At 72.1% G+C, this 22,419-nt stretch carries 21 protein-coding genes; all 21 read right to left on the bottom strand.

Annotation, left to right across the window (positions count from 1 at the left end):
- Position 1 precedes the first annotated feature (1 nt).
- Complete coding sequence (gene gmk / locus IEX37_RS02210; protein ID WP_188754597.1) at positions 2-946, bottom strand: guanylate kinase; 945 nt, start codon at positions 944-946, stop codon at positions 2-4.
- On the bottom strand, positions 927-1,790 hold the full coding sequence (gene pyrF, locus IEX37_RS02205) for an orotidine-5'-phosphate decarboxylase (protein WP_188754596.1): 864 nt from the start codon (positions 1,788-1,790) through the stop codon (positions 927-929). Before pyrF ends, gmk begins: the two co-directional genes overlap by 20 nt.
- Complete coding sequence (gene carB, locus IEX37_RS02200) at positions 1,787-5,104, bottom strand: carbamoyl-phosphate synthase large subunit (protein WP_188754595.1); 3,318 nt, start codon at positions 5,102-5,104, stop codon at positions 1,787-1,789. The genes pyrF and carB overlap by 4 nt, the downstream gene beginning before the upstream one ends.
- Entirely contained in the window at positions 5,097-6,275 is a 1,179-nt protein-coding gene (gene carA, locus IEX37_RS02195; protein WP_188754594.1) for a glutamine-hydrolyzing carbamoyl-phosphate synthase small subunit, read from the bottom strand. The genes carB and carA overlap by 8 nt, the downstream gene beginning before the upstream one ends.
- Entirely contained in the window at positions 6,272-6,820 is a 549-nt protein-coding gene (locus tag IEX37_RS02190) for a PH-like domain-containing protein (protein ID WP_188754593.1), read from the bottom strand. Before IEX37_RS02190 ends, carA begins: the two co-directional genes overlap by 4 nt.
- Entirely contained in the window at positions 6,817-8,139 is a 1,323-nt protein-coding gene (locus IEX37_RS02185) for a dihydroorotase (RefSeq protein ID WP_188754592.1), read from the bottom strand. The genes IEX37_RS02190 and IEX37_RS02185 overlap by 4 nt, the downstream gene beginning before the upstream one ends.
- Positions 8,140-8,169: 30 nt before the next feature.
- Positions 8,170-9,147: an aspartate carbamoyltransferase catalytic subunit gene (locus tag IEX37_RS02180; RefSeq protein WP_188754591.1), complete on the bottom strand. Its 978-nt coding sequence runs from the start codon at positions 9,145-9,147 to the stop codon at positions 8,170-8,172.
- Positions 9,144-9,737: a bifunctional pyr operon transcriptional regulator/uracil phosphoribosyltransferase PyrR gene (gene pyrR / locus IEX37_RS02175; protein ID WP_188754590.1), complete on the bottom strand. Its 594-nt coding sequence runs from the start codon at positions 9,735-9,737 to the stop codon at positions 9,144-9,146. The genes IEX37_RS02180 and pyrR overlap by 4 nt, the downstream gene beginning before the upstream one ends.
- 73 nt (positions 9,738-9,810) lie before the next feature.
- On the bottom strand, positions 9,811-10,221 hold the full coding sequence (gene nusB / locus IEX37_RS02170) for a transcription antitermination factor NusB (RefSeq protein WP_188754589.1): 411 nt from the start codon (positions 10,219-10,221) through the stop codon (positions 9,811-9,813).
- Positions 10,222-10,240: 19 nt separating this feature from the next.
- The gene (gene efp, locus IEX37_RS02165; RefSeq protein ID WP_188754588.1) at positions 10,241-10,801 is read right to left on the bottom strand and encodes an elongation factor P; all 561 of its coding nucleotides are present in this window, start codon (positions 10,799-10,801) and stop codon (positions 10,241-10,243) included.
- 125 nt (positions 10,802-10,926) lie between these two features.
- Complete coding sequence (gene aroB / locus IEX37_RS02160; protein ID WP_188754587.1) at positions 10,927-12,051, bottom strand: 3-dehydroquinate synthase; 1,125 nt, start codon at positions 12,049-12,051, stop codon at positions 10,927-10,929.
- Positions 12,048-12,653 carry a shikimate kinase gene (locus IEX37_RS02155; protein WP_188754586.1) on the bottom strand — a complete coding sequence of 202 codons (606 nt, stop codon included), beginning with the start codon at positions 12,651-12,653 and terminating at the stop codon, positions 12,048-12,050. Before IEX37_RS02155 ends, aroB begins: the two co-directional genes overlap by 4 nt.
- Complete coding sequence (aroC, locus tag IEX37_RS02150) at positions 12,637-13,860, bottom strand: chorismate synthase (protein WP_188754585.1); 1,224 nt, start codon at positions 13,858-13,860, stop codon at positions 12,637-12,639. Before aroC ends, IEX37_RS02155 begins: the two co-directional genes overlap by 17 nt.
- 5 nt (positions 13,861-13,865) lie before the next feature.
- A complete protein-coding gene (locus tag IEX37_RS02145; RefSeq protein ID WP_188754584.1) occupies positions 13,866-14,726 on the bottom strand; it encodes a shikimate dehydrogenase family protein in 861 nt (286 codons plus the stop codon).
- A gap of 1 nt (position 14,727) precedes the next feature.
- Entirely contained in the window at positions 14,728-16,092 is a 1,365-nt protein-coding gene (mltG, locus tag IEX37_RS02140) for an endolytic transglycosylase MltG (RefSeq protein WP_188754583.1), read from the bottom strand.
- A gap of 8 nt (positions 16,093-16,100) precedes the next feature.
- The gene (gene ruvX, locus IEX37_RS02135) at positions 16,101-16,568 is read right to left on the bottom strand and encodes a Holliday junction resolvase RuvX (RefSeq protein WP_188754582.1); all 468 of its coding nucleotides are present in this window, start codon (positions 16,566-16,568) and stop codon (positions 16,101-16,103) included.
- Positions 16,565-19,225, bottom strand: coding sequence for an alanine--tRNA ligase (gene alaS, locus IEX37_RS02130; protein ID WP_188754581.1), 2,661 nt, complete (start codon positions 19,223-19,225; stop codon positions 16,565-16,567). The genes ruvX and alaS overlap by 4 nt, the downstream gene beginning before the upstream one ends.
- Before the next feature lie 94 nt (positions 19,226-19,319).
- The gene (locus IEX37_RS02125) at positions 19,320-19,517 is read right to left on the bottom strand and encodes a hypothetical protein (protein ID WP_188754580.1); all 198 of its coding nucleotides are present in this window, start codon (positions 19,515-19,517) and stop codon (positions 19,320-19,322) included.
- Positions 19,518-19,638: 121 nt separating this feature from the next.
- On the bottom strand, positions 19,639-20,268 hold the full coding sequence (gene rpsD / locus IEX37_RS02120; RefSeq protein ID WP_188754579.1) for a 30S ribosomal protein S4: 630 nt from the start codon (positions 20,266-20,268) through the stop codon (positions 19,639-19,641).
- A 197-nt stretch (positions 20,269-20,465) separates the two neighbouring features.
- Positions 20,466-21,704, bottom strand: coding sequence for an ABC transporter permease (locus tag IEX37_RS02115; protein ID WP_188754578.1), 1,239 nt, complete (start codon positions 21,702-21,704; stop codon positions 20,466-20,468).
- Positions 21,701-22,417 carry an ABC transporter ATP-binding protein gene (locus IEX37_RS02110; protein WP_188754577.1) on the bottom strand — a complete coding sequence of 239 codons (717 nt, stop codon included), beginning with the start codon at positions 22,415-22,417 and terminating at the stop codon, positions 21,701-21,703. The genes IEX37_RS02115 and IEX37_RS02110 overlap by 4 nt, the downstream gene beginning before the upstream one ends.
- Between the last annotated feature and the right edge of the window lie 2 nt (positions 22,418-22,419).

The following is a 22,419-nucleotide window of genomic DNA, read 5'->3' as shown; positions in this document are numbered from 1 at the left end:
ATCAGCGCTCGGGCACCCTGATCAAGTCTACGACCTGCTGCGCGGCGGAGGCGACGTCGTCGTTGACGATGTGGAAGTCGAACTCGCCCTGCGCGGCCAGCTCCACCTTCGCGGTGCGCAGGCGGCGCGCCCGCTCCTCCTCGTCCTCAGTGCCGCGACCGACCAGCCGGTGCACGAGTTCGTCCCAACTCGGCGGCAGCAGGAAGACCAGCGTCGCGCTCGGCTCGGCCGCGCGGACCTGACGCGCGCCCTGCAGGTCGATCTCTAGCAGGACGGTGCGGCCGTCCGCCAGCGCCTCTTCGATCGGCGCGCGCGGCGTGCCGTAGCGGTAGCGGTTGTGCACCGTGGCGTGCTCCAGGAGCGCGTCCTGGGCGATCATGCGATCGAACTCGGCGTCGTCGACGAAGTAGTAGTGCACGCCGTCGATCTCACCGGGACGCGGCGGCCGGGTCGTCGCCGACACCGACACGAGGATCTCGGGGTGGTCGGCGCGGATGCGCGCCGAGACCGTGCCCTTGCCGACGGCGGTCGGCCCCGCCAGCACGAGCAGCCTGCTGCGTCCGGGCCGAGGCCGGGGCTCCGGCATGCGCCGGTCGAGCCAGGCTTGGAGCTCGCGGCGCTGGCGGGCGCCGAGGCCGCCGAGCCGCTTGACGGGCGAGATCCCGAGCTGCGCGAGGATCCGGTCGCGCTTGCCCTCTCCGATGGCCGGCAGCGCCGTGAGGAACTCCGGCACCCGCAGCGTCCCGGCGGCCGACGCCGGATCGGCGAAGGCGCGGCGCAACGCCTCCTGGGGGGAGATCACGCGGGTGGCGAGATCGCGCTTCAGGCTGGAGCGCGCGCGTCGCGCCGCGACCGCCCGGCGGGACGCCGCGGCGCGATCGACGTCGGGCGGCGGCGGCCCCCCGGGTGCTCGCGTCTGGCGCACGTCATCGCTCGCGTCGGACATCCGAGCTCCCCTCTGCTGTCGCCGGATACGCGGCGGCCGCCGCCGCGATCGCCTCGCCGATGCCGTCGGCCCCCGCGCTCAGGATGCTGCGGCTCTCGCTCGCGATCACCGCGTGCGAGAGCGGGCCGTAGATCTCACGGAGCCGATCCGGCCGCGCCCCCTGATGACCGAAACCCGGCGCGAGGACGGGGGCGACGGGAGAGAACGGCGCGAGCCCCGCTTCGTGCCAGTCGACGGTCGCCCCGATCACGAACCCCAGGTGCCCCCATGCGCCGTCGGCGGCCGTGTTCGCGTTGCGCTCGGACACCTCCGCGACGACCGCCGCGGAGACCGTGCCGCCCACGGCGGCCGCGCGCTGCAGGCCCAGGGCCTCGCGATTGCTCGTCGCGGCGAGCACGAACACCCCCTTGCCGTGCGCGTGGGCGAGGTCGAACGCCCCCGAGAGGGCGCCGACGCCGAGATACGGGCTCGCGGTCAGGGCGTCCGCCTCCAGCGGCGCTCCCGGCGCCAGCCACGCGCGCGCGTAGGCGTCCATGGTGGAGCCGATGTCCCCGCGCTTGGCATCCGCGATCACGATGAGCCCCGCCGCACGGGCCGCCGCGAGGACCTCCTCGAGGGCCGCGAAGCCGGCGGCGCCGTGCTGCTCGAAGAAGGACACCTGCGGCTTGACGAAGCCCACACGCCCGGCCGCGGCCTCGACGGTGCGCAGGCCGAACTCCCGCACGCCCCGGGCGTCCGCGGTGAGCTCCCACGACGCGAGCAGGGACGCGTGGGGGTCGATGCCGACGCACAGGTGTCCGTACCGCCCGAGGGCGGCGCGGACCCGCTCGCCGAAACCGGTCACGCGACCTCCGTCGCCTCATGCTCGGCCGCCGTGCGCTCGGCACGCTCGGCGGCGTACTCCTGCAGGCTCTTGACCCGGTACCCCTCGCGCACGGCGTCCATCGCGCTCACGGCGGCGCCGAGCGTGGCGATCGTCGTGAAGAGCGCCTTGTCGCCACCCACGGCCGCCGCGCGGATCTCGTACCCGTCCGCGCGGGCGGACATGCCGCTCGGCGTGTTGACCACCATGTCCACGCGGCCCGCGTTGATGAGATCGACGATGTTCTCGACGTCCGTGTCGTGCGGGTCGCTGTACTTGGCGACCACCTCCGCGTGGATGCCGTTGCGCCGGAGGATCTCGGCCGTGCCCTCCGTCGCGAGGATCGAGAAGCCGAGCTGCTGCAGGCGGTGCGCCGGAAGCAGCACGTCCCGCTTGTCGGAGTCCGCGACGGAGACAAACACGGTGCCCTCGAGCGGGATGCCGCCGTACGCGGCCGCCTGGCTCTTCGCGAACGCGGTCGGGAAGTCGCGGTCGATGCCCATCACCTCGCCGGTCGATCGCATCTCCGGGCCGAGGATCGAGTCGACGATGAGTCCCTCCCTCGTGCGGAACCGCTTGAACGGCAGCACGGCCTCCTTCACCGACACGGGCGAGTCGAGCGGAACGCGCGAGCCGTCCACGGCGGGCAGCAGGCCCTCACGGCGCAGCTCATCGATCGTCTCGCCCGCCATGATCCGCGACGCCGCCTTGGCGAGCGGCATCCCGAGCGCCTTCGAGACGAACGGCACGGTGCGGCTGGCGCGGGGGTTCGCCTCGATCACGTACAGCACGCCCGCGCTGATCGCGAACTGCACGTTCAGCAGCCCGCGCACCCCCACGCCCTCCGCGATCGCGAGCGTCGCGTCCCGGACGCGATCGATCTCGGTGCGCCCGAGGGACATGGGCGGCAGCGCGCAGCTCGAGTCGCCCGAGTGGATGCCGGCCTCCTCGAGGTGCTCCATGACGCCCCCGACGTACAGCTCGACGCCGTCGTACAGCGCGTCGACGTCGATCTCCACGGCGTCGTCCAGGAAGCGGTCCACCAGCAGCGGGGCGTCCGGGCCGATGATCGCGTGCTCCGCGATGCGCGCGAAGTAGTCGCGCAGGCTCGCCGTGTCGTACACGATCTCCATGCCGCGGCCTCCGAGGACGAAGCTCGGCCGCACGAGCACGGGGTACCCGATCTCCTCGGCGATGCGCACGGCTTCCTCTTCGCCCGTCGCGGTTCCGTTGCGCGGGGAGACGAGGCCACCGCGCTCGAGGATCTCGCCGAACAGCTTGCGGTCCTCGGCGAGGTCGATCGCCGCGGGGCTCGTGCCGAGGATCGTGTAGCCGGCCGCCTCGATGCCCTTCGCGAGCCCGAGCGGCGTCTGGCCGCCCAGCTGGCAGACGACGCCGTAAATCTCGCCCGACTGCGCCTCGGCGTGCAGCACCTCGAGCACGTCCTCGAGCGTGAGGGGCTCGAAGTACAGGCGGTCGGAGGTGTCGTAGTCGGTCGACACGGTCTCGGGGTTGCAGTTGACCATGACCGTCTCGAAGCCCGCCGCCGACAGCGCGAACGACGCGTGCACGCAGGAATAGTCGAACTCCACGCCCTGACCGATCCGGTTGGGGCCCGAGCCGATGATGACGATCTTCTTGCGGTCCGACGGCGTCACCTCGGTCTCGATGTCGTAGCTCGAGTAGTGGTACGGGGTGAGCGCGGGGAACTCCCCCGCACACGTGTCGACGGTCTTGTACACCGGACGCAGGCCGAGCTCGTGACGCAGACCGCGCACCGCGGTCTCCTCCATGCCCCGCAGCTGTGCGATCTGCGCGTCGGAGAACCCGTGGTCCTTCGCCAGGCGGAGCACCCGCTCGCTGAGCTCCGGGGCTGCCGCGACCTCGTCGGCGACCTGGTTGATCAGGACGATCTGGTCCAGGAACCACGGATCGATCGCGGTCGCCTCGAAGGCCTGCTCCGCGGTGGCGCCCTTGCGCAGCGCCTGCTGCACGAGCACGATGCGCCCGTCGGTGGGGGTGCGCGCCTCGTACAGCAGCTCGTCGGCCGTGCGGGACTCGTCGCCCCAGTGGAAGCTGGACCCGCGCTTCTCGATCGAGCGGAGCGCCTTCTGCAGGGCCGTGGCGAAGTTGCGTCCGATGGCCATCGCCTCGCCCACCGACTTCATGGTCGTCGTGAGGGTGGGATCCGCGGCGGGGAACTTCTCGAACGCGAAGCGCGGCACCTTGACCACGATGTAGTCGAGCGTCGGCTCGAAGGACGCGGGCGTCACCTTGGTGATGTCGTTGGGCACCTCGTCCAGGCGGTACCCCAGCGCGAGCTTCGCCGCGAGCTTTGCGATCGGGAAGCCCGTCGCCTTGGACGCCAGTGCGGACGAGCGGGACACGCGCGGGTTCATCTCGATGACGATGATGCGCCCGTTCTCCGGGTTCACGGCGAACTGGATGTTGCAGCCGCCGGTGTCCACGCCCACCGCGCGGATGATGTCGATGCCGATGTCGCGAAGGCGCTGGTACTCGCGGTCGGTGAGGGTCAGCGCAGGCGCCACGGTGATCGAGTCGCCCGTGTGGACGCCGACCGGGTCGATGTTCTCGATCGAGCACACGACCACCGTGTTGTCCGCGGTGTCGCGCATCAGCTCGAGCTCGTACTCCTTCCAGCCCAGGATCGACTCCTCGAGCAGCACCTCGGTCGTGGTGGACTCGCGCAGGCCGGCCCCGGCGATGCGACGCAGATCCTGCTCGTCGTAGGCGAAGCCCGAGCCGAGCCCGCCCATCGTGAACGACGGGCGGACGACGACGGGATAGCCCAGCTCCTCGGCCGCGGCCAGGCACTCCTCCATCGTGTGGGCGATGCGGCTGCGCGCCACCTCGGCGCCGGCGGCGACGACGAGCTCCTTGAAGACCTGCCGGTCCTCCCCCTTGCGGATGGCGTCGACCTTCGCCCCGATCAGCTCGACGTCGTACTTCTCGAGGATGCCGCGTTCGTGCAGCGCCATCGCGGCGTTGAGCGCGGTCTGGCCGCCGAGCGTCGGCAGGATCGCGTCGGGGCGCTCCTTGGCGATGATCGTCTCGATGACCTCGGGCGTGATGGGCTCGATGTAGGTCGCGTCGGCGAACTCGGGGTCGGTCATGATCGTGGCCGGGTTCGAGTTCACGAGGATGACGCGCACGCCCTCCTCTCGCAGCACGCGGCACGCCTGCGTGCCGGAGTAGTCGAACTCCACGGCCTGGCCGATCACGATCGGTCCCGACCCGATGACGAGGACCGACTGGATGTCGTCGCGCTTAGGCATTCGCGCCCTTCTTGCTGAGGTGTTCGAGGACCATGTCCCGGAAACGGTCGAACAGGTAGTTGGCGTCGTTCGGTCCGCCCGCGGCCTCGGGGTGGTACTGCACCGAGAAGGCGGGGATGTCGAGGGCCCGCAGTCCCTCCACGACGTCGTCGTTGAGCCCCACGTGGCTCACCTCGACGCGGCCGTAGCCGGCCGGGCTGTCGAACGCGCCCTCGAGCGGCGCGTCCACCGCGAAGCCGTGGTTGTGGGCGGTGATCTCGACGCGGCCGGTCAGCTTGTCCTTGACCGGCTGGTTGATGCCGCGGTGCCCGAACGGCAGCTTGTACGTGCCCAGGCCGAGCGCGCGGCCGAGCAGCTGGTTGCCGAAGCAGATGCCGAAGAACGGCAGCCCCTCGTCCAGCACGCCGCGCAGCAGCTCGATGTGGTGATCCGACGCGGCGGGGTCGCCCGGCCCGTTGGAGTAGAACACCGCGACCGGGTCGATCGCGAGCACCTCCGCCTTCGTGGCGCTCTGCGGCAGCACGTGCACTTCGAACCCGCGACGGGCGAGGTTGTTGACGGTTGCCTGCTTGATGCCCAGGTCGATCACCGCGAGGTTGCCGATCTTCTCCCCCACGGCCGGGGTGACCGACGCGACCTCGACCGACACCTGGTCCGACAGGTTCTGTCCCGTCATCTCGGGGGCCTCCGTCACGAGGCGCAGCTGCTCGGCCTCGTCGAGCGCGGCAGCCTCCCCGGAGAAGATCCCGCCGCGCATGCTCCCGGCGGAGCGGATGTGCCGCGTGATGGCGCGCGTGTCGATCCCGGCGATGCCGACGATGCCGTCGCGCTCGAGAGCGTCGTCGAGGGACTCCTCGGCCCGCCAGCTCGACACGATGCGCGAGGGGTCGCGCACGATGTACCCGGCGACCCACACGCGACGGGACTCGGGGTCCTCGGTGTTGACGCCGGTGTTGCCGATGTGGGGCGCGGTCTGCAGCACGATCTGGCCCGCGTACGAAGGGTCGGTCAGGGTCTCCTGGTACCCCGTCATGCCGGTCGTGAAGACGACCTCGCCGAGCGTCGTGCCGAGTGCCCCGTACGCATAGCCGGGATACCGCGTGCCGTCCTCGAGGACGAGGACCGCGGGATCCCTGTCCAGCAGCGAGGGGCGGTCGAGAAGGGTGGTCATTGCGGGTCTCCTGTCGAGGTGGAGTCCTGGGCAGGCGGGGAGGACGGCCGCGGATCGGGAGCGGCGCCGGCGTGGAGCCGAGCGATCTCCTCGACGAGGGCGTCCGGATCTCCGTCCTGCAGGCGGATGTAGGTGTCGCAGATCGTGCCGTCGTCGGCGGTCCATGCCACCAGGACGAGTCCGTCCGGTTCGACGGCGCGGTCGATGGTCCATGTCGCGCGCCCCACGCCCGCGAGGCGCGCCGCGTCGAGGAACAGCGTCGGCTCGCCGGGCAGGTCGAGCGTCACGCCCTCCTCCGTGACCGTCACGACAACGCGCGAGCGGTGCGCGAGGTGGCGGACGGTGAGGCGGTCGAGCGGCGCGTCGTGGCGCGTGGTCGCGACGTAGAACCCGGCGAAGACGGCGCGCGTCAGTCCGCGTCGCTCCCCGACGGGCGGGACGATCCCGGCGTCGCGCCGCACGCGGCGCCGCCAGCCCCAGAGCATGAGCGCGAGGATGAGGGCGGCGACGGTCGCCATCACGAGCGCCGCGGTCTCCCGGGTCATGCGCGGGCCTCCGCGGCCTGCAGCTCCACGAGGGCGCCCTCCGCGAGCGTCGCGTACCCGCGGTGGATGGTCCACTCGACCCGGCCCGGAAGCTCGCGCTCGAAGTACGGCGAGTTCGCGCTCCGGCCCCGGAGGTCGTCGGGGCCGAACGTGCCGCGCACCGACGGGTCGTACAGGGTCAGCTCGGCCGGCTCTCCGGCGGCGAGCTCGGTGCCGTGGCCCGACAGGCGCCCGATACGGGCGGGCGCCTTCGACAGGACGCGGGCGACGTCGGACCAGCCGAGCAGCCCCGTCTCGACCATCGACTCGTGCACGACGCGCAGCGCGCTCTCCAGGCCGACCATGCCGTGGGAGGCCGCGTGCCACTCGCACGCCTTGGTCTCTGCCGGGTGGGGCGCATGGTCGGTCGCCACGATGTCGATCGTGCCGTCCGCCAGCCCCTCCCGCACGGCGTGCACGTCCTCCGCGGTGCGCAGGGGCGGGTTGACCTTGAAGCGCGCGTCGTAGCCGCGTACCAGCTCGTCGGTCAGCAGCAGATGGTGCGGCGTGACCTCGGCCGTGACGGCGATGCCGCGCTTCTTCGCCCAGCGCACGATGTCCACCGAGCCCGCGGTCGAGAGGTGGCACACGTGGAGGCGCGACCCGACGTGCTCGGCGAGCAGCACGTCGCGGGCGATGATCGACTCCTCCGCGACCGCCGGCCAGCCGGTCAGGCCGAGCTCCGCCGACACGACGCCCTCGTTCATCTGCGCGCCCTCGGTGAGCCGGGGGTCCTGCGCGTGCTGCGCCACGACTCCGTCGAACGCCTTCACGTACTCCAGCGCCCGGCGCATGATCAGCGGGTCCCACACGCAGGAGCCGTCGTCGCTGAAGACGCGCACGCGCGCCCGGGAATCCGCCATCGCGCCGAGCTCGGCGAGGCGCTCCCCCCTCTGTCCCACGGTGACGGCGCCGATGGGCTGCACGGTCGCGTAGCCGGCGGCCTCCCCGAGCGCGAGCTCCTGCTCGACGACGCCGGCGGTGTCCGCGACGGGAGAGGTGTTGGGCATCGCGAAGACGGCCGTGAAGCCCCCGGCGGCGGCGGCGCGCGTGCCGGTGAGGATCGTCTCGCTGGCCTCGTACCCGGGCTCGCGCAGATGCGTGTGCAGATCGACCAGGCCGGGCAGGGCCACGAGGCCGTCGGCGTCGATGCGCGTCGCACCGGCCCGTGACAGCCGCGTGCCGGTCTCGACGATGCGGCCGTGCTCGATCAGCAGATCCGTCCGCTCGCCGCCCTCGATGGCGGCGCCCTCGATCAGGAGCGATGTCGTCTGTGTCACTTCATTCTCATTTCGACTCGTTCGCTCCGGTCACTCGCCCGAGCCGGTCGCGGAGGTCGACGGGCTGGTCCTCTCCCCCGCCAGGAGGAGGTAGAGCACCGCCATTCGCACGGACACGCCGGCCTTCACCTGCTCGAGCACGGTCGAGCGCGGCGAGTCGGCGGCATCGGCGGAGATCTCCAGCCCCCGGTTCATGGGTCCGGGGTGCATGACAATGCTAGCCGCCGGAAGCGCCGCCAGGCGCACCGGGTCGAGACCCCACCGCCGCGAATACTCCCGTTCCGACGGGAAATACGCGGCGTTCATGCGCTCGGACTGGATGCGCAGCATCATGAGGGCCTCCGGCCCGTGCGCGATGGCCTCGTCGAGGTCGTAGCGCACGACGACCGGCCAGGCGGACAGGTCCTGCGGCAGCAGCGTCGGCGGCGCGACGAGCGTCACCTCCGCGCCGAGCGTGTGCAGCAGCCACACGTTGGACCGGGCGACGCGGGAGTGCAGGATGTCCCCGACGATCGCGACGCGGTATCCCTCCAGGTCGCGACCGCGGCTGGCCGCACCGTATCGACGCTTGCGCATCGTGAAGGCGTCGAGCAGCGCCTGCGTAGGATGCTCGTGCGTTCCGTCCCCCGCGTTGACGACGCCCGCCTCGATCCAGCCGCTCGTGGCGAGCGTGCGGGGGGCTCCGGACGCGCCGTGGCGGATCACGACCGCATCCGCCCCCATGGCCTGCAACGTCTGCGCGGTGTCCTGCAGGCTCTCGCCCTTGGAGACGCTCGAGCCCTTCGCGGCGAAGTTGATGACGTCGGCCGACAGCCGCTTGGCGGCGGCCTCGAAGGAGATCCGCGTGCGCGTGGAGTCCTCGAAGAACAGGTTGACGACGGTCCGTCCGCGCAGCGTGGGGAGCTTCTTCACCTCGCGGGACTGCGTGTCGGCCATGTCCTCCGCGACGTCGAGGATGCGCACGGCGTCCTCGCGGGCGAGAGTGCGCGTGTCGAGCAGGTGCCTCATGCGTCCGCCTCCGCGCCCTCGCGCGCGTCGGGAGCCTGGATGGACACCGCGTCGACCCCGTCCACCTCCGTGAGCCTCACGTTGACCCGCTCGCTGCGCGCGGAGGGGAGGTTCTTGCCGACGAAGTCCGGGCGGATCGGCAGCTCGCGGTGGCCGCGGTCGACGAGGATCGCGAGCCGCACCGCCGCGGGACGTCCAATGTCCTGCAGCGCGTCGAGCGCTGCCCGGATGCTGCGGCCCGAGAACAGCACGTCGTCCACGAGCACCACGACACGGCCGTCGATGCCCGAGGAGGGGATGTCGGTGGGGTGCGGCGCGCGCGTCGGATGCTGCGCGAGGTCGTCCCGATACATCGTGACGTCGAGGGCGCCCGTCGCGACCGGCACGCCAGCGAAGCGCTCGAGGAGCGCCGCCAGTCGCTGCGCGAGCGGCACGCCGCGCGTGGGGATCCCCAGCAGCACCAGCCCGTCCGGACCCCGGTTCGACTCCAGGATCTCGTGGGCGATCCGGGTCAGAGCCCGGGTGATGTCGGCGTCGTGCAGCACGATCCGTTCGGACGCGGGAGGTCCGCTTTCAGCGCGCGTGCTCATCCACCGCTCCCTTCTCCGCCTCACGGGACGGTGTTAAAGGTGCAGGTCCCGTCCATCCTATCCGCCCCGGGGGTCAGCTGGAGCGGGCGATGCGGGCGAGCACGCCGTGCACGAACGCGCCGGAGTCGTCCGTCGAGAACTCCTTCGCGAGCTCCACCGCCTCGTCGATCGCGACGGCCGTCGGGACCTCGTCGTTGAAGAGGATCTCCCACGTCGCGATGCGCAGCAGCGCGCGGTCGACCGTGGGCATGCGCTCGAGCTTCCAGTCCCGGCTGTGCGTCGTGATCTGCTCGTCGATCTCGTCGGCGTGGTCGATCACGCCGTCGACGATCTCCCGGGCGTACAGCCACGAGCTCTGCCGGGCCGGCTCGGACGCCGCGCGCTTCGCCTCGGCAGCCAGGGCCACGGCGGGCGCGTCGCCGCGCACGTCGGCCGAGAAGAGGATGTCGAGGGCGCGTTTGCGCGCCTTGGTGCGGGCGCTCATCGCTCTCCGCTCTCGGCGCTCACTTCTCGCGACCGAGGTACTCGCCGGTGCGCGTGTCGACCTTGACGCGGGTGCCCGTCTCCAGGAACAGCGGCACCTGGATCTCGGCGCCGGTCTCCACCGTGGCGGGCTTGGTGCCGGCCGAGGAGCGGTCGCCCTGCAGGCCCGGCTCGGTGTACGTGATCTCGAGCACGACCGAGGCGGGCATGTCCACGTACAGCGGCGTGCCGTCGTGCAGCGCGATCGTGACCTCCTGGTTCTCCAGCAGGAACTTCGCCGCGTCGCCGACGGTGGCGGCGGGGACGTTGATCTGGTCGTAGTCCTTCGCGTCCATGAACACGAAGTTCTCGCCGTCGTTGTACAGGTAGGTGAAGTCACGGCGGTCGACGTTCTGGATGTCGACCTTCGCGCCCGCGTTGAACGTCTTGTCGACGACCTTGCCGGTGACGACGTTCTTCAGCTTGGTGCGCACGAAAGCGCCGCCCTTGCCGGGCTTGACGTGCTGGAACTCCACGACGCTCCAGAGCTGCCCGTCGATGCTGAGCACGACGCCGTTCTTGATGTCTGCGGTGGATGCCATGGGGTGGGGATTCCGTTCGTTGAGGGACCAGCCGCGGCGGGCCGGGAGTTCGAGGCCGCAGGCGGCCGAGGACCGATTCTACCGGGACCCTGCGCGGCCGCCGCGCCCGCCGGCCCTCGGGCGGTTCAGCGGCCGCCGGTGCTGATGATGCGGCCCTGGTCCTCGGCCCCGATCTCCTGGTACGCGGCGAACAGGAGCGATTCGTCGGGCGCCTGCAGCACGGCCGGCTTGCCGATGTCGTCGAGGACGATGAAGCGCAGGATCCCGCCGCGCGCCTTCTTGTCCCGTTGCATGGTCGCCAGCAGCGTCTGCCACGCTCCCGCGCGGTAGGTGGTGGGAAGCCCGAGCAGCTCCAGCACGCGCCGGTGGCGGTCCACCGCGGCGTCGGACAGTCGTCCCGCCAGCCGCGACAGCTCCGCGGCGTACATCATGCCCACCGAGACCGCGGCGCCGTGGCGCCACCGGTACCGCTCGGCGTGCTCGATCGCGTGCCCGAGCGTGTGGCCGTAGTTGAGCACCTCGCGCAGCCCGGCCTCGCGGAAGTCCTCCCCCACGACCTCCGCCTTCATGCCGATCGCCAGCTCGATGCAGCGACGGAACTCGGGGGTCGTGACGTCGACGGCCCGCGCCGGGTCGGCCTCGATCGTGTCGAGGATCTCCGGATGACGGATGAAGCCCGCCTTGACGACCTCGGCGAAGCCCGCCAGCGCCTCGTTCTCGGGCAGCGTCGCGAGCAGCTCGAGGTCGCACAGCACGGCGCGTGGGGCCCAGAAGGCCCCCACGAGGTTCTTCCCCTCGGCCGTGTTCACGCCGGTCTTCCCGCCGACGGCCGCGTCGACCATGCCGAGCACGGTGGTCGGCACCTGCACCACGTCCACGCCGCGCAGCCAGCACGCCGCGACGAAGCCCGCGAGGTCCGTGACGGCGCCGCCGCCGAAGCCCACGACCGCATCCGTCCGGGTGAAGTCGGCCTGGCCCATGATCTGCCAGCAGAACGCCGCGACCTCGATGCGCTTGCCGGCCTCGGCGTCCGGGATCTCGGCGAGCAGCACCTCCCGCTCACCGAGCAGACTCTCCCGCAGCTGCGCGGCGCGCGCGGCGAGGGTCGGCGGGTGCACGATCAGGACCTTGCGCGCCGCGGGCGGGAGCGCCTCGCCGAGTCGGCCGATCACGCCGTGGCCCACGGTGACGTCGTAGCCCGGGGTACCCGATACGCGGATGACGGTGTCGCCCGCCGTGCTTTCGGTCATCGCTCGCTCTCCTCCCGCGGCGTCGCCGCGCGTGTCTCGGCCGCCTGGGCACGGGCCCACGCGGCGATCGTCTGCACCACGTCCTGAAGCGGGCCGCGCGACGTGTCGAACGTCACCTCGGCCACCTCAGCGTAGATCGGTGCGCGCTGGTCCCGGATCCGCAGCCACGCCGCCATGGGATCCTCCTCGCCCGACAGCAGCGGCCGCTTCTGGTTGCCGATGCGACCCGCCACCACGTGCTCGTCGACCGTCAACAGCACGACGCGATGGCCGCTGATGACCTCACGCGTGCGCGGGTCCACGACCGCGCCGCCCCCGACGGCCACGACGCCTCCCTGCGCGACCGCCTCGGCGACGGCCGCCAGCTCCAGCTCGCGGAACCCGGCCTCCCCGTGCTGCGCGAAGATCTCGGGGATGGGTCCATGCGCCTTCGCGATCCGCGCGTCGGTATCCGTGAACGAGGCGCCGAGCTGGCGAGCCAGGCGTCGTCCGATGCTCGACTTGCCCGCCCCCATGGGGCCGACGAGCACGAGCGCGCGGCCGTCGGGGAACACGGTGCCGGGCGCTGCAGGCGAGGAACCGGTGTCAGAGCGCGAGGTCATGCGCGATGTCGGCGGCGTCCGCGGCGGTGCGGAGCGTGTCGGCGATCCCCTCGAGGTATCCCGCCACGTTCCGGCGGGTCTCCGACACGGAGTCGCCGCCGAACTTCTCGAGCACGACGTCCGCGAGCGTGATCGCGACCATCGCCTCCGCGACGACTCCCGCGGCGGGCACGGCGCACACGTCGGAGCGCTGGTGGTGCGCCGAGGCGGGCTCACCCGTCGCGACGTCGACGGTGCGCAGCGCACGCGGCACCGTGGCGATCGGCTTCATGCCCGCGCGCACGCGTAGCACGGTCCCGGTCGACATGCCGCCCTCGGTCCCCCCGGCGCGATCGGTCGTGCGCGCGATGCCGCGCTCGGTGCCGACCAGTTCGTCGTGGGCCTGGGATCCCCGGCGCGTCGCGGTCGCGAAGCCGTCGCCGACCTCGACGCCCTTGATGGCCTGGATGCTCATGAGCGCCTGCGCGAGCTTGCCGTCGAGGCGGCGATCCCAGTGCACGTGGGAGCCGAGCCCGGGCGGAAGCCCGTATGCCAGCACCTCCACGACGCCGCCGAGCGTGTCGCCGTCCTTGCGGGCGGCGTCCACCTCGGCCACCATGCGCGCCGACGTGTCGGGGTCGAAGCAGCGCAGCGGGTCCGCGTCGAGGGCGGCGACGTCGCCGGGAGCGGGCAGGCGCGTCCCGTCCGGGACGCGCACGGTCCCGATCGAGAGCGTGTGGCTGACGAGCTCGATGCCCAGCTGGGACAGGAACGCCCGCGCCACGGCTCCAAGCGCGACGCGCGCGGCCGTCTCGCGGGCGCTGGCGCGCTCCAGGACCGGCCGGGCCTCGTCGAAGCCGTACTTCTGCATGCCGACCAGGTCGGCGTGACCGGGGCGCGGACGGGTCAGCGGCGCGCCGCGTCCGCGCGACTTCTCGGTGAGCTCGACGGGCTCGGCGCTCATGACCTCGGTCCACTTGGGCCACTCGGTGTTGCCGATCCTCAGCGCGATCGGGCTGCCGAGCGTGAGGCCGTGCCGCACGCCGCCGGAGATCGTCAGCTCGTCCGCCTCGAACTTCATCCGCGACCCGCGGCCGTAGCCGAGCTTGCGGCGGGCCAGGTCTGCCTGGATGTCGGAGGCGAGCAGCGGCACGCCGGCCGGGAGACCCTCCATGACGGCGATGAGTTCGGGGCCGTGCGATTCGCCGGCCGTGAGCACGCGGAGCATGCGTCCTAGTCTCCCACGAGCGCCGCGCGCATCGCGGCACGCACCGCATCCTCGCCGTCCAGCGGTACGTCGGGAGCGCCGGTGGCGAACACACGCACCTGCAGGACGGCCTGGTGCAGCAGCATCCCGGAACCCGGGATCGCGGGTCCGGCGTGCCACCGCCCGGCCAGGTGCGAGGGCCAGGGCGCGTACGCGACGTCGAAGAGGGGGCCGCCGGCGGCTGCGAGCGCCTCTGCGTGCGCCTCGGGGAGCTCGGTACCGCCCGGCAACGCGCACACCGTGAGATCGACCGCATCGTGGGGTCCGCCGAACGGCTCGGCGTCGACCGCCATGCCGAGCCGCGCTCCCAGGCCTGCGAGGGGCGTCACACGCTCGGGGCGGCGCGCCACGATCCCCGCGGAAGAGGCGCCGAGCTCGGCCGCCGCCACCAGCGCGGAGGCCGACGTCGCCCCGGCGCCCACGATGCGCACGCGCGCGAGCCGGTCGATGCCCTCGTCGGCCAGCGCGGCCACGATCCCCCCGACGTCCGTGTTGAAGCCGATCGGCGCGTGCGCGGGCGCGCCCGCCGGGCGCGCCACGTCGGCCGCGGGCAGGAGCACGGTGTTGACGGCGCCCGTCAGCTCGGCGCGCCGGTCGCGCCACGCGGTCGCGCGGAACGCGTGCTCTTTCAGCGGCATGGTCACGGCGAGCCCGCGCCAGGAGTCGTCCAGAGCGGCGAACGTCTCCTCGAAGGCCCCGCCGCCGACGCGCTCGCGCACGAAGGACCACGGCAGGCCCAGCACGCCGTACGCGGCGCCATGGAGCTGCGGAGAGCGGCTGTGGGCGATCGGATCGCCCCACACGGCCAGACGGGTCGCGCGCATCATGTCAGCAGGCCGAGTAGTCCGGGTTCGCGGCGCACCACTCCCGCAGCCGGACCTCCGCCCGCTCCTGCTCGGCGTACGTCTCGCTGAACACGGTCTCGCCGGTCTCGAGGTTCACGGTCACGAAGTACTGCCACGGACCGTCCGCCGGCTGGAGCGCGGCGACGATGGCGTCGTCGCCGGGATTCGCGATCGGCCCCACGGGAAGGCCCGGATGCACGTACGTGTTCCAGGGGTTCGGATCCGACAGCTGCTCCGCCGAGCTGAACACGGAGCCGTGCTCCTCCCGGTACCCGTACTGCGCCGTCGAGTCCATCTGCAGCAGACCGCCCGTGTCCGAGATCTCCGGGTCGAGGCGGTTGTAGATCACGCGCGACACCATGCGGAAGTCCTCGGCCGAGACGCCCTCACGCTGCACGATCGACGCGATCGTCAGGATGCGCTGCTCCTCGCCCGCGGGCACGCCGGCCTCCGCCAGCGCCTGGCGCATGCGCTCGACCATGGTCCGCACGACGTCCTCCGCCGTCACTCCCGGGTCGAACGTGTAGTACGCCGGGAAGAGCCAGCCCTCGAGGCTGTCGGCCTGCACCCCGTACCGGGCCGGATCGGCCGCGGCGGCCTCGAGCTCCTCGAGCGGCATCTCCAGACCGGTCGCGGCCGCCTCCAGGGTGGCGTCGACCGTGAGGCCCTCCTGCAACGCGACCGCGTTCGAGAGCTTGTTCGCGGGATCCTCCAGCGCCGCCAGCGCCGCTTCCGACGTCATGCGCTGCTGCAGCCGGTAGACGCCCGGGTGGAAGATCGGGATGGCGTCGCGGGAGAGCAGGTGGGAGTAGAACGATCGCGGCTTCAGCGTCACGCCCGCCTCGTAGAGCGTGCGCGAGATCGACTCCCCGCTATCGCCCTCCTGGATCGTGATGATCGCCTCGCCGGTCGCCTCGCCCTCCTCGTAGTCGTCGGGCCCGTCCCAGCCGAAGAACGCCGCGACGCGCTCGCCATAGGTGTTCACGGCCCAGTAGCCGGCCACCGTCATGCCGCCCGCGATGACGACGAGGACCAGCAGCGCCACGAGGCAGCCGCGGCCGCGGCGGCGCTTGCCGTCGGCCGGGGGCTCCTCGGGCACGAAAAGGTCCTCGAGGGACGACGACGCGGGCTCCGGCCCCGCCTCTCCCGCGGAACCCGAGCGCTCGGCCGCCTCGGACAGCGTCGCGGGCCGATCCGTCTCCCCCGGCGCCGCCTCCGCCGCGCCCGGGTCCCCCACGATGTCGCGAGCCGCCGATCCGGGAAGGGCCGGCTCGTCGGCGGCGCGGGCCGCGCGGCGCGCCTCGCGGCGCGTGAGCGGCGGGTTCTCGTGATGGGAGGGGTCGGTCATGAGCGTGCTCACTCCTCGGGGACGCCGACGGGGGTACCGGCGGCCACCCCGGTGTGCTTCTCGCTCTCGACGGCGTGCTGGAGGAGCACGACCGCGGCGACCTGATCGACAATGCTACGAGAACGCTTCTGAGAGCGCCCGGACTGCCGCAGGGCGGTGTGCGCGCTGACCGTGCTGAGGCGCTCGTCGACGAGCCGCACGGGCGCCGCGCCGGTGGCCGCCAGCTCGGCGGCGAACACGCGCGCGTCTGCCGTCGAAGGCGTGTCCTCCCCGCGCATGTTCAGGGGAAGGCCCACCACGATCTCCATCGGCTCGTGCTCAGCCACGAGCTCGAGGATACGCGCGACGGATCGCTCGTCGCGAGGGACGGTCTCGACGGGCACCGCGAGCATCCCGTCGGGGTCGCAGCGCGCGACCCCCACCCGCGCCCGTCCGACGTCGATCCCGAGGCGGACGCCGCGTCGGAAGCCCGTCATGCGCTCCGCAGCGCCGCGCGCACGGCGTCGAGCGCAGCCGGAACGGAGGCCGCGTCCGTGCCGGCGCCCTGCGCCATGTCGTCGCGCCCGCCGCCGCGCCCGCCGAGGCGTTCGAGGACGGTCTTCACGAGCGTTCCCGCCTTCGCGCCCTCGGCGCGCGCCGCCTCGTTGGTCGCGACGATCGCCAGCACCCTGTCGCCCGATTCGCCGGTCAGCACGACGACGGCGGGCTCGGCGCCGAGGCGCTCTCGGACCGAGGCCGCGAGGCTCCGCAGGTCGTCGGCCGATCCCACCGACCCGATCGACTGCGCCACGAGGTTGACCGCGCCGATCCGCTCCGCGGCCTGGGCGAGCGCGGGGACGCGCTCCGCCAGGGCGCGCGCCTCGAACGCGGCGATCTTCTTCTCCGCGGCCTTGAGGCTCGCCGTCAGCTCCGCGATACGAGCGGGCAGCTGCTCCTTGGGGGTCTTCAGAGCGGAGGTCAGCTCGGCCACGAGGGCACGCTCGGCGGCGAGCTCGCGGAACGCGTCGAGTCCGACCAGCGCCTCCACGCGGCGGTTCGAGGCGCCCACCGAGGATTCGCCGACGAGGCTGATCAGGCCGACCTCCGCACTGCGGGCCACGTGGGTCCCGCCGCACAGCTCGCGCGACCACGGACCGCCGATGTCGACCATGCGCACCGTGTCCCCGTACTTCTCGCCGAACAGCGCGACGGCGCCGGCGGACTTGGCCTCCTCGAGCGAGAGGACGCGCGTGGTGACCTCGAGGTTGTCTCGGACCGCGTTGTTGGCGATCTCCTCGATCTCGCTGCGCGTGGCGGGGCTCAGCGCCTGGCCCCACGTGAAGTCGAAGCGCAGGTAGCCGGCGCGGTTGAGCGAGCCGGCCTGCGTCGCACCCTTGCCGAGCGTGTCGCGCAGCGCGGCGTGCACGAGGTGCGTGGCGGAGTGGGCCTGCTGTGCGGCGCGCCGGTTCGCGGCGTCGACGATCGTGGTGGCCGGCTGATCCACGCCGACCTCGCCGCGCGTGACCTCGACGGTGTGGCTGACGAGGCCCGCGACCGGGCGCTGCACGTCGAGCACCTCGAGCTCGTAGCCGGGGCCCACGATCGTCCCCCGGTCGGCGACCTGGCCGCCCGACTCCGCGTACAGCGCGGTCTCGGCGAGGATGACCTCCGCGATCTGCCCCTCGGCGGCGCGCCCGGTCGCCTGCCCGTCCACGAGCACGCCGAGCACGCGGGTCTCCGTCTCGAGATCCGTGTATCCCGTGAACGTGGTCTCGCCCAGCGCGCGGAACTCGCGGTACACGCTCACGTCGGCGATGGCGCGCTTGCGGGACCGGGCATCGGCCTTCGCGCGCTGACGCTGCTCCTGCATGAGCGCGTCGAACGCCGCGCGGTCCACGCCGAGGCCGGCCTCCTGCGCGATCTCGAGGGTCAGGTCGATCGGGAAGCCGTAGGTGTCGTGCAGCAGGAAGGCCTCGTCGCCCGCGAGCGTCGCGCCCCCGCTCGCCTTGGTCTTCTCGACCGCGGTGTCCAGGATCGTGGATCCCGCAGACAGCGTGCGCAGGAAGGTCTCCTCCTCGGCGAACGCGTAGGCCGACAGGCGCTCCCAGTCGGTCTCCACGACCGGGTACGACTCCTTCATCGCGTCGCGCGACGCCGCGAACAGCGCGGGGAACGTCGCCTCCTCGACGCCCAGCAGGCGCATGGCGCGCACGCTGCGGCGCATGAGGCGACGCAGGATGTAGCCGCGGCCCTCGTTCGACGGCGTCACGCCGTCCGACAGCAGCATGAGCGAGGAGCGGACGTGGTCCGCGATGATCCGGAAGCGGACGTCGTCCTCGTGGTCGGCGCCGTAGCGGCGCCCCGACAGCTCGGACGCCCGATCCAGCACGGGTCGCACCTGGTCGGTCTCGTACATGTTCTCGACGCCCTGCTTGAGGAACGCGACGCGCTCCAGCCCCATGCCGGTGTCGATGTTCTTGTTCGGCAGCTCGCCGACGATGTCGAACTCCGTCTTGGAGCGCACGTTGTCGATCGAGTTCTGCATGAACACGAGGTTCCAGATCTCGAGGAAGCGGTTGTCGTCGACCGCCGGGCCGCCGTCGGCGCCGTACGCGGGCCCGCGATCGAAGTAGATCTCAGAGCAGGGTCCGGCCGGGCCGGGCTGGCCCGTGGTCCAGAAGTTGTCGGCGCGCCCCATGCGCTGGATGCGCTCGGCCGGCAGCCCCGCGATCCGCTGCCACAGCGCGGCCGCCTCGTCATCGTCCTCGTAGACGGTCACCCACAGGTCCCGCTCCGCGAATCCGAGGCCGCCGTCGCTCTCGGAAGAGGTCAGCAGCTCCCACGCATAGCTGATCGCGCCCTCCTTGAAGTAGTCGCCGAACGACCAGTTGCCGAGCATCTGGAAGAACGTGCCGTGGCGGGCCGTCTTCCCGACCTCCTCGATGTCGTTCGTGCGGATGCACTTCTGCAGGTCGGCCGCGCGCGGGTACGGCGCGGGCACGACGCCCGTCAGGTACGGGATGAACGGCACCATGCCGGCGATCGTGAACAGGATCGACGGATCGTCGCTCACGAGCGACGCCGAAGGCACGATCGTGTGGTCGTTCTTCTCGAAGTAGTCGAGGTAGCGCTGCGCGATCTCGGCGGTCTTCATGTGGGGGATTCGTCCTTGGCTGTCGGGGCCGCGCGAGCGCGGGGGGCATGCGTGACCCGCCGCCCACGGCGGGCGGCGGGTGGGACGGAGGCGATCAGGCGGCCGGAGCGCCACCCGATCCGGCGCGGCGCGCCTCCTCGGAGTGGTACGCCTCGGTCAGCCGCTCCGTGAACTCGGCGATGCGGGCGTCGATGTCTGCCAGCACCTCGTGACCGCGCGGGTCCTTGTTCAGGAAGTGCGCGGCGATGAAGCCGCCGGCGATGCCGAGCAGGAACCACAGCACGTTCTTCATGTCACCCGTCCTCGAGGCCAGGCCGCGTCGCGCGGCGTCGTTCCATCGTAGACGCCTCGGGGCGGGTACGACGAAGGGCACCGGGATCCCCCGATGCCCTTCGTCCGAACGCGCGGGTCGCTTAACGCGCGGCGTAGTACTCGACGACGAGCTGCACGTCACACGTGACGGGCACCTCGGCGCGCTTCGGGCGACGCACGAGCTTCGCCTGCAGCTTGTCCAGCTCCACCTCGAGGTAGGCGGGGACGGGCGGCAGGACCTCGGCGTGACCGCCGGCGGCCGCGACCTGGAAGGGCTCGAGGCTCTCGCTCTTGGCCTTGACCTCGATCGTCTGGCCCGGCTTCACGCGGAACGACGGGCGGTCGACGATCTTGCCGTCCACGAGGATGTGGCGGTGGACGACGAACTGGCGCGCCTGCGCGGTCGTGCGGGCGAAGCCCGCGCGCACGACGAGGGCGTCCAGACGCATCTCGAGCAGCTCGACCAGGTTCTCACCCGTCAGGCCCTCGGTGCGGCGCGCCTCGTTGAACACGATGCGCAGCTGCTTCTCGCGGATGCCGTACTGCTCGCGAAGACGCTGCTTCTCCTTCAGGCGGACGGCGTAGTCGCTGTCGGCCTTGCGCTTGGTGCGGCCGTGCTGGCCGGGGCCGTAGGGGCGCTTCTCGAGGTAGCGCGCCGCCTTCGGAGTGAGCGCGACGCCGAGCGCGCGCGACAGGCGGACCTTGCGGCGGTCCTGGGACTTGGTGACCATGGTTTCCTTTCTACGAGGCCGCGACTGTCGCGGCGCTCGGACGTACAGTCCCCCTCCATCCCGGTCAGGCGTACGTCTACCCACCTGAGGGATCCAGCGAAGAGGGATGTGCCCGGAATACGAGCCGATCCAGCTTACCAGACCACCGCCGCGGGCTCGCGGAGCGCGCAGGCCCGGCCCGGAGCCGCAGCGCGGGCTCAGTAGCGGATCGCGTCGATCGGGCGCACCCGCACCGCGACCAGGGCCGGCACCAGCCCGGCGAGCGCTCCCACGGCCGCGGAGATGAGCAGGCCCGCGAGAGCGGCCGACATCGGGAACGCCGGCACGTCCTGGAGTCCCGACAGCACCTGTGCGACCACCGGCAGCCGCATCACCATGATCGCGATGACGATCCCGACGACGCCGGCGACCACCGTCGCGACGACGCTCTCGAGCATGACGGAGAAGAACACCCGGCCGGCGCTCGCGCCGAAGCTGCGCCTGACCCCGATCTCGCGGATGCGATAGCGCACGGTGACCAGGGTGATGTTGAGCAGGCTCAACGCGCCCAGCAGCAGCACGAGGACGGCGATGCCCCCGAAGACCAGCAGGACCGCGTCGTACGGGTTGTAGGTCTGCATGCCGGCGAAGTCCGTGCGCGACGCGTACACCTCGACGCCCTCCGGCAGGTGCGCTTGCACGGACGCCTGCATCGCGGCCATGAGCGGCTCCGCGCTCTCGGGCGGGATCCAGGTCTCGTAGGTCGTGGACGCCGCAAGCTCCTCGCCCCTCAGCTCCAGGGCGTCGTCGAACAGCACATACCCCTGCATCGACTGATCGAACGCGGCGGACGGCATCACCCCCACGACCAGCGCCTGCGTGGCACGCCCGGAGGTCGGCTCGCCCGTGACCGGGTCCCACGCGACCGCACCGAACTCCACCGTGGGGTGCGACGCGAGCGGCGGAGAGCCCAGCGATCTCCACCAGAACTCGTTGATCACGACCACGGGCACGAAGCGGAGCGCGTCGCTCTCGCTGAGCCAGGATCCGTGGGCCAGCGGCACGCGGTGCATCACGCCGTAGTCCGCGTCGACGGCCTGCAGATTCATCCACTGCCCGTCCGGTGCTATCACCTCCAGCCACGCGCGGCGCGACGACCACTCGATGCCGTAGCGGTCGACGGTGGCGTCGAACGCGCGGGCGAACGCAGCCGGATCGACGCTGTTCCCGCTCGCGGGATCGAACGCCGAGAGCTGCACGAGCGCCGGTCGTCCCGAGTTGCGCTCCATCTGCTCCTGATAGCCCTGATTCAGTATCTGCCCGAGGGCGACGACGGCGGTGAACGCCGCGACGGAGACCGCGACCACGATGAGGCTCAGCAGCACGCGCAGGCGGTTGACGCGCAGCTCCTGCCACGCCTCCACGACGGCGCTGACGATCCCCGTCGCCGCCCTCATGCGCCTGCCCCGGCGGCGGGCTCGAGGACGGGCGCCGTCTCGTGCAGCACACCGTCGCTGAGGCGGTACACGCGCTGTGCGCGGGCGGCCACGTGCGGATCGTGCGTGATGGTCACCAGCGCGGCGCCGGACTGCGAGGCGATGTCGTCGAGCAGCGTCATGACGGTGGCGCCGGTGTCGACGTCGAGCGCCCCGGTCGGTTCGTCGGCGAGGATCAGCCGGGGCGAGCGCACGAGGGCCCGCGCGATCGCGACGCGCTGCTGCTCGCCGCCCGACAGCCGCTCCGGCCGCTGTCCGAGCCGGTCGCCCAGGCCGACGCGCTCGAGCATCTCCGTCGCGATCGCGCGGCGGCGCCAGAAGCCGGGGCCGCCGTCGTAGAGCAGGGGCATCGCGACGTTCTCCAGGGCCGTGCGCCCGGGCAGCAGATTGAACTGCTGGAACACGAAGCCCACGCTGGCGCCGCGCGTACGGTCCCGGCGAGCCAGGCTCATGCGCTCGAGCGGCACGCCGTCGAACTCCAGCGCGCCGGCCGTGGGGGCATCCAGGAGCCCGAGGATGTTCAGCAGCGTCGACTTCCCGGACCCCGAGCGCCCCATGATGCTCACGTGCTCCCCGACCTCGACCTCGAGATCCGCGCCGCGCAGGATCTGCAGCTCGTCCCCGTCGGGGAGCGTCACGCTGCGCGCGATGCCGCGCGCGGACAGGAACGCCACGG

Source organism: Microbacterium album, from assembly GCF_014643695.1.
In the GTDB taxonomy this organism is placed as follows: domain Bacteria; phylum Actinomycetota; class Actinomycetes; order Actinomycetales; family Microbacteriaceae; genus Microbacterium; species Microbacterium album.
Note: the sequence above shows the minus strand (reverse complement) of the source record. Positions and strands in the feature narration are given on the sequence as shown.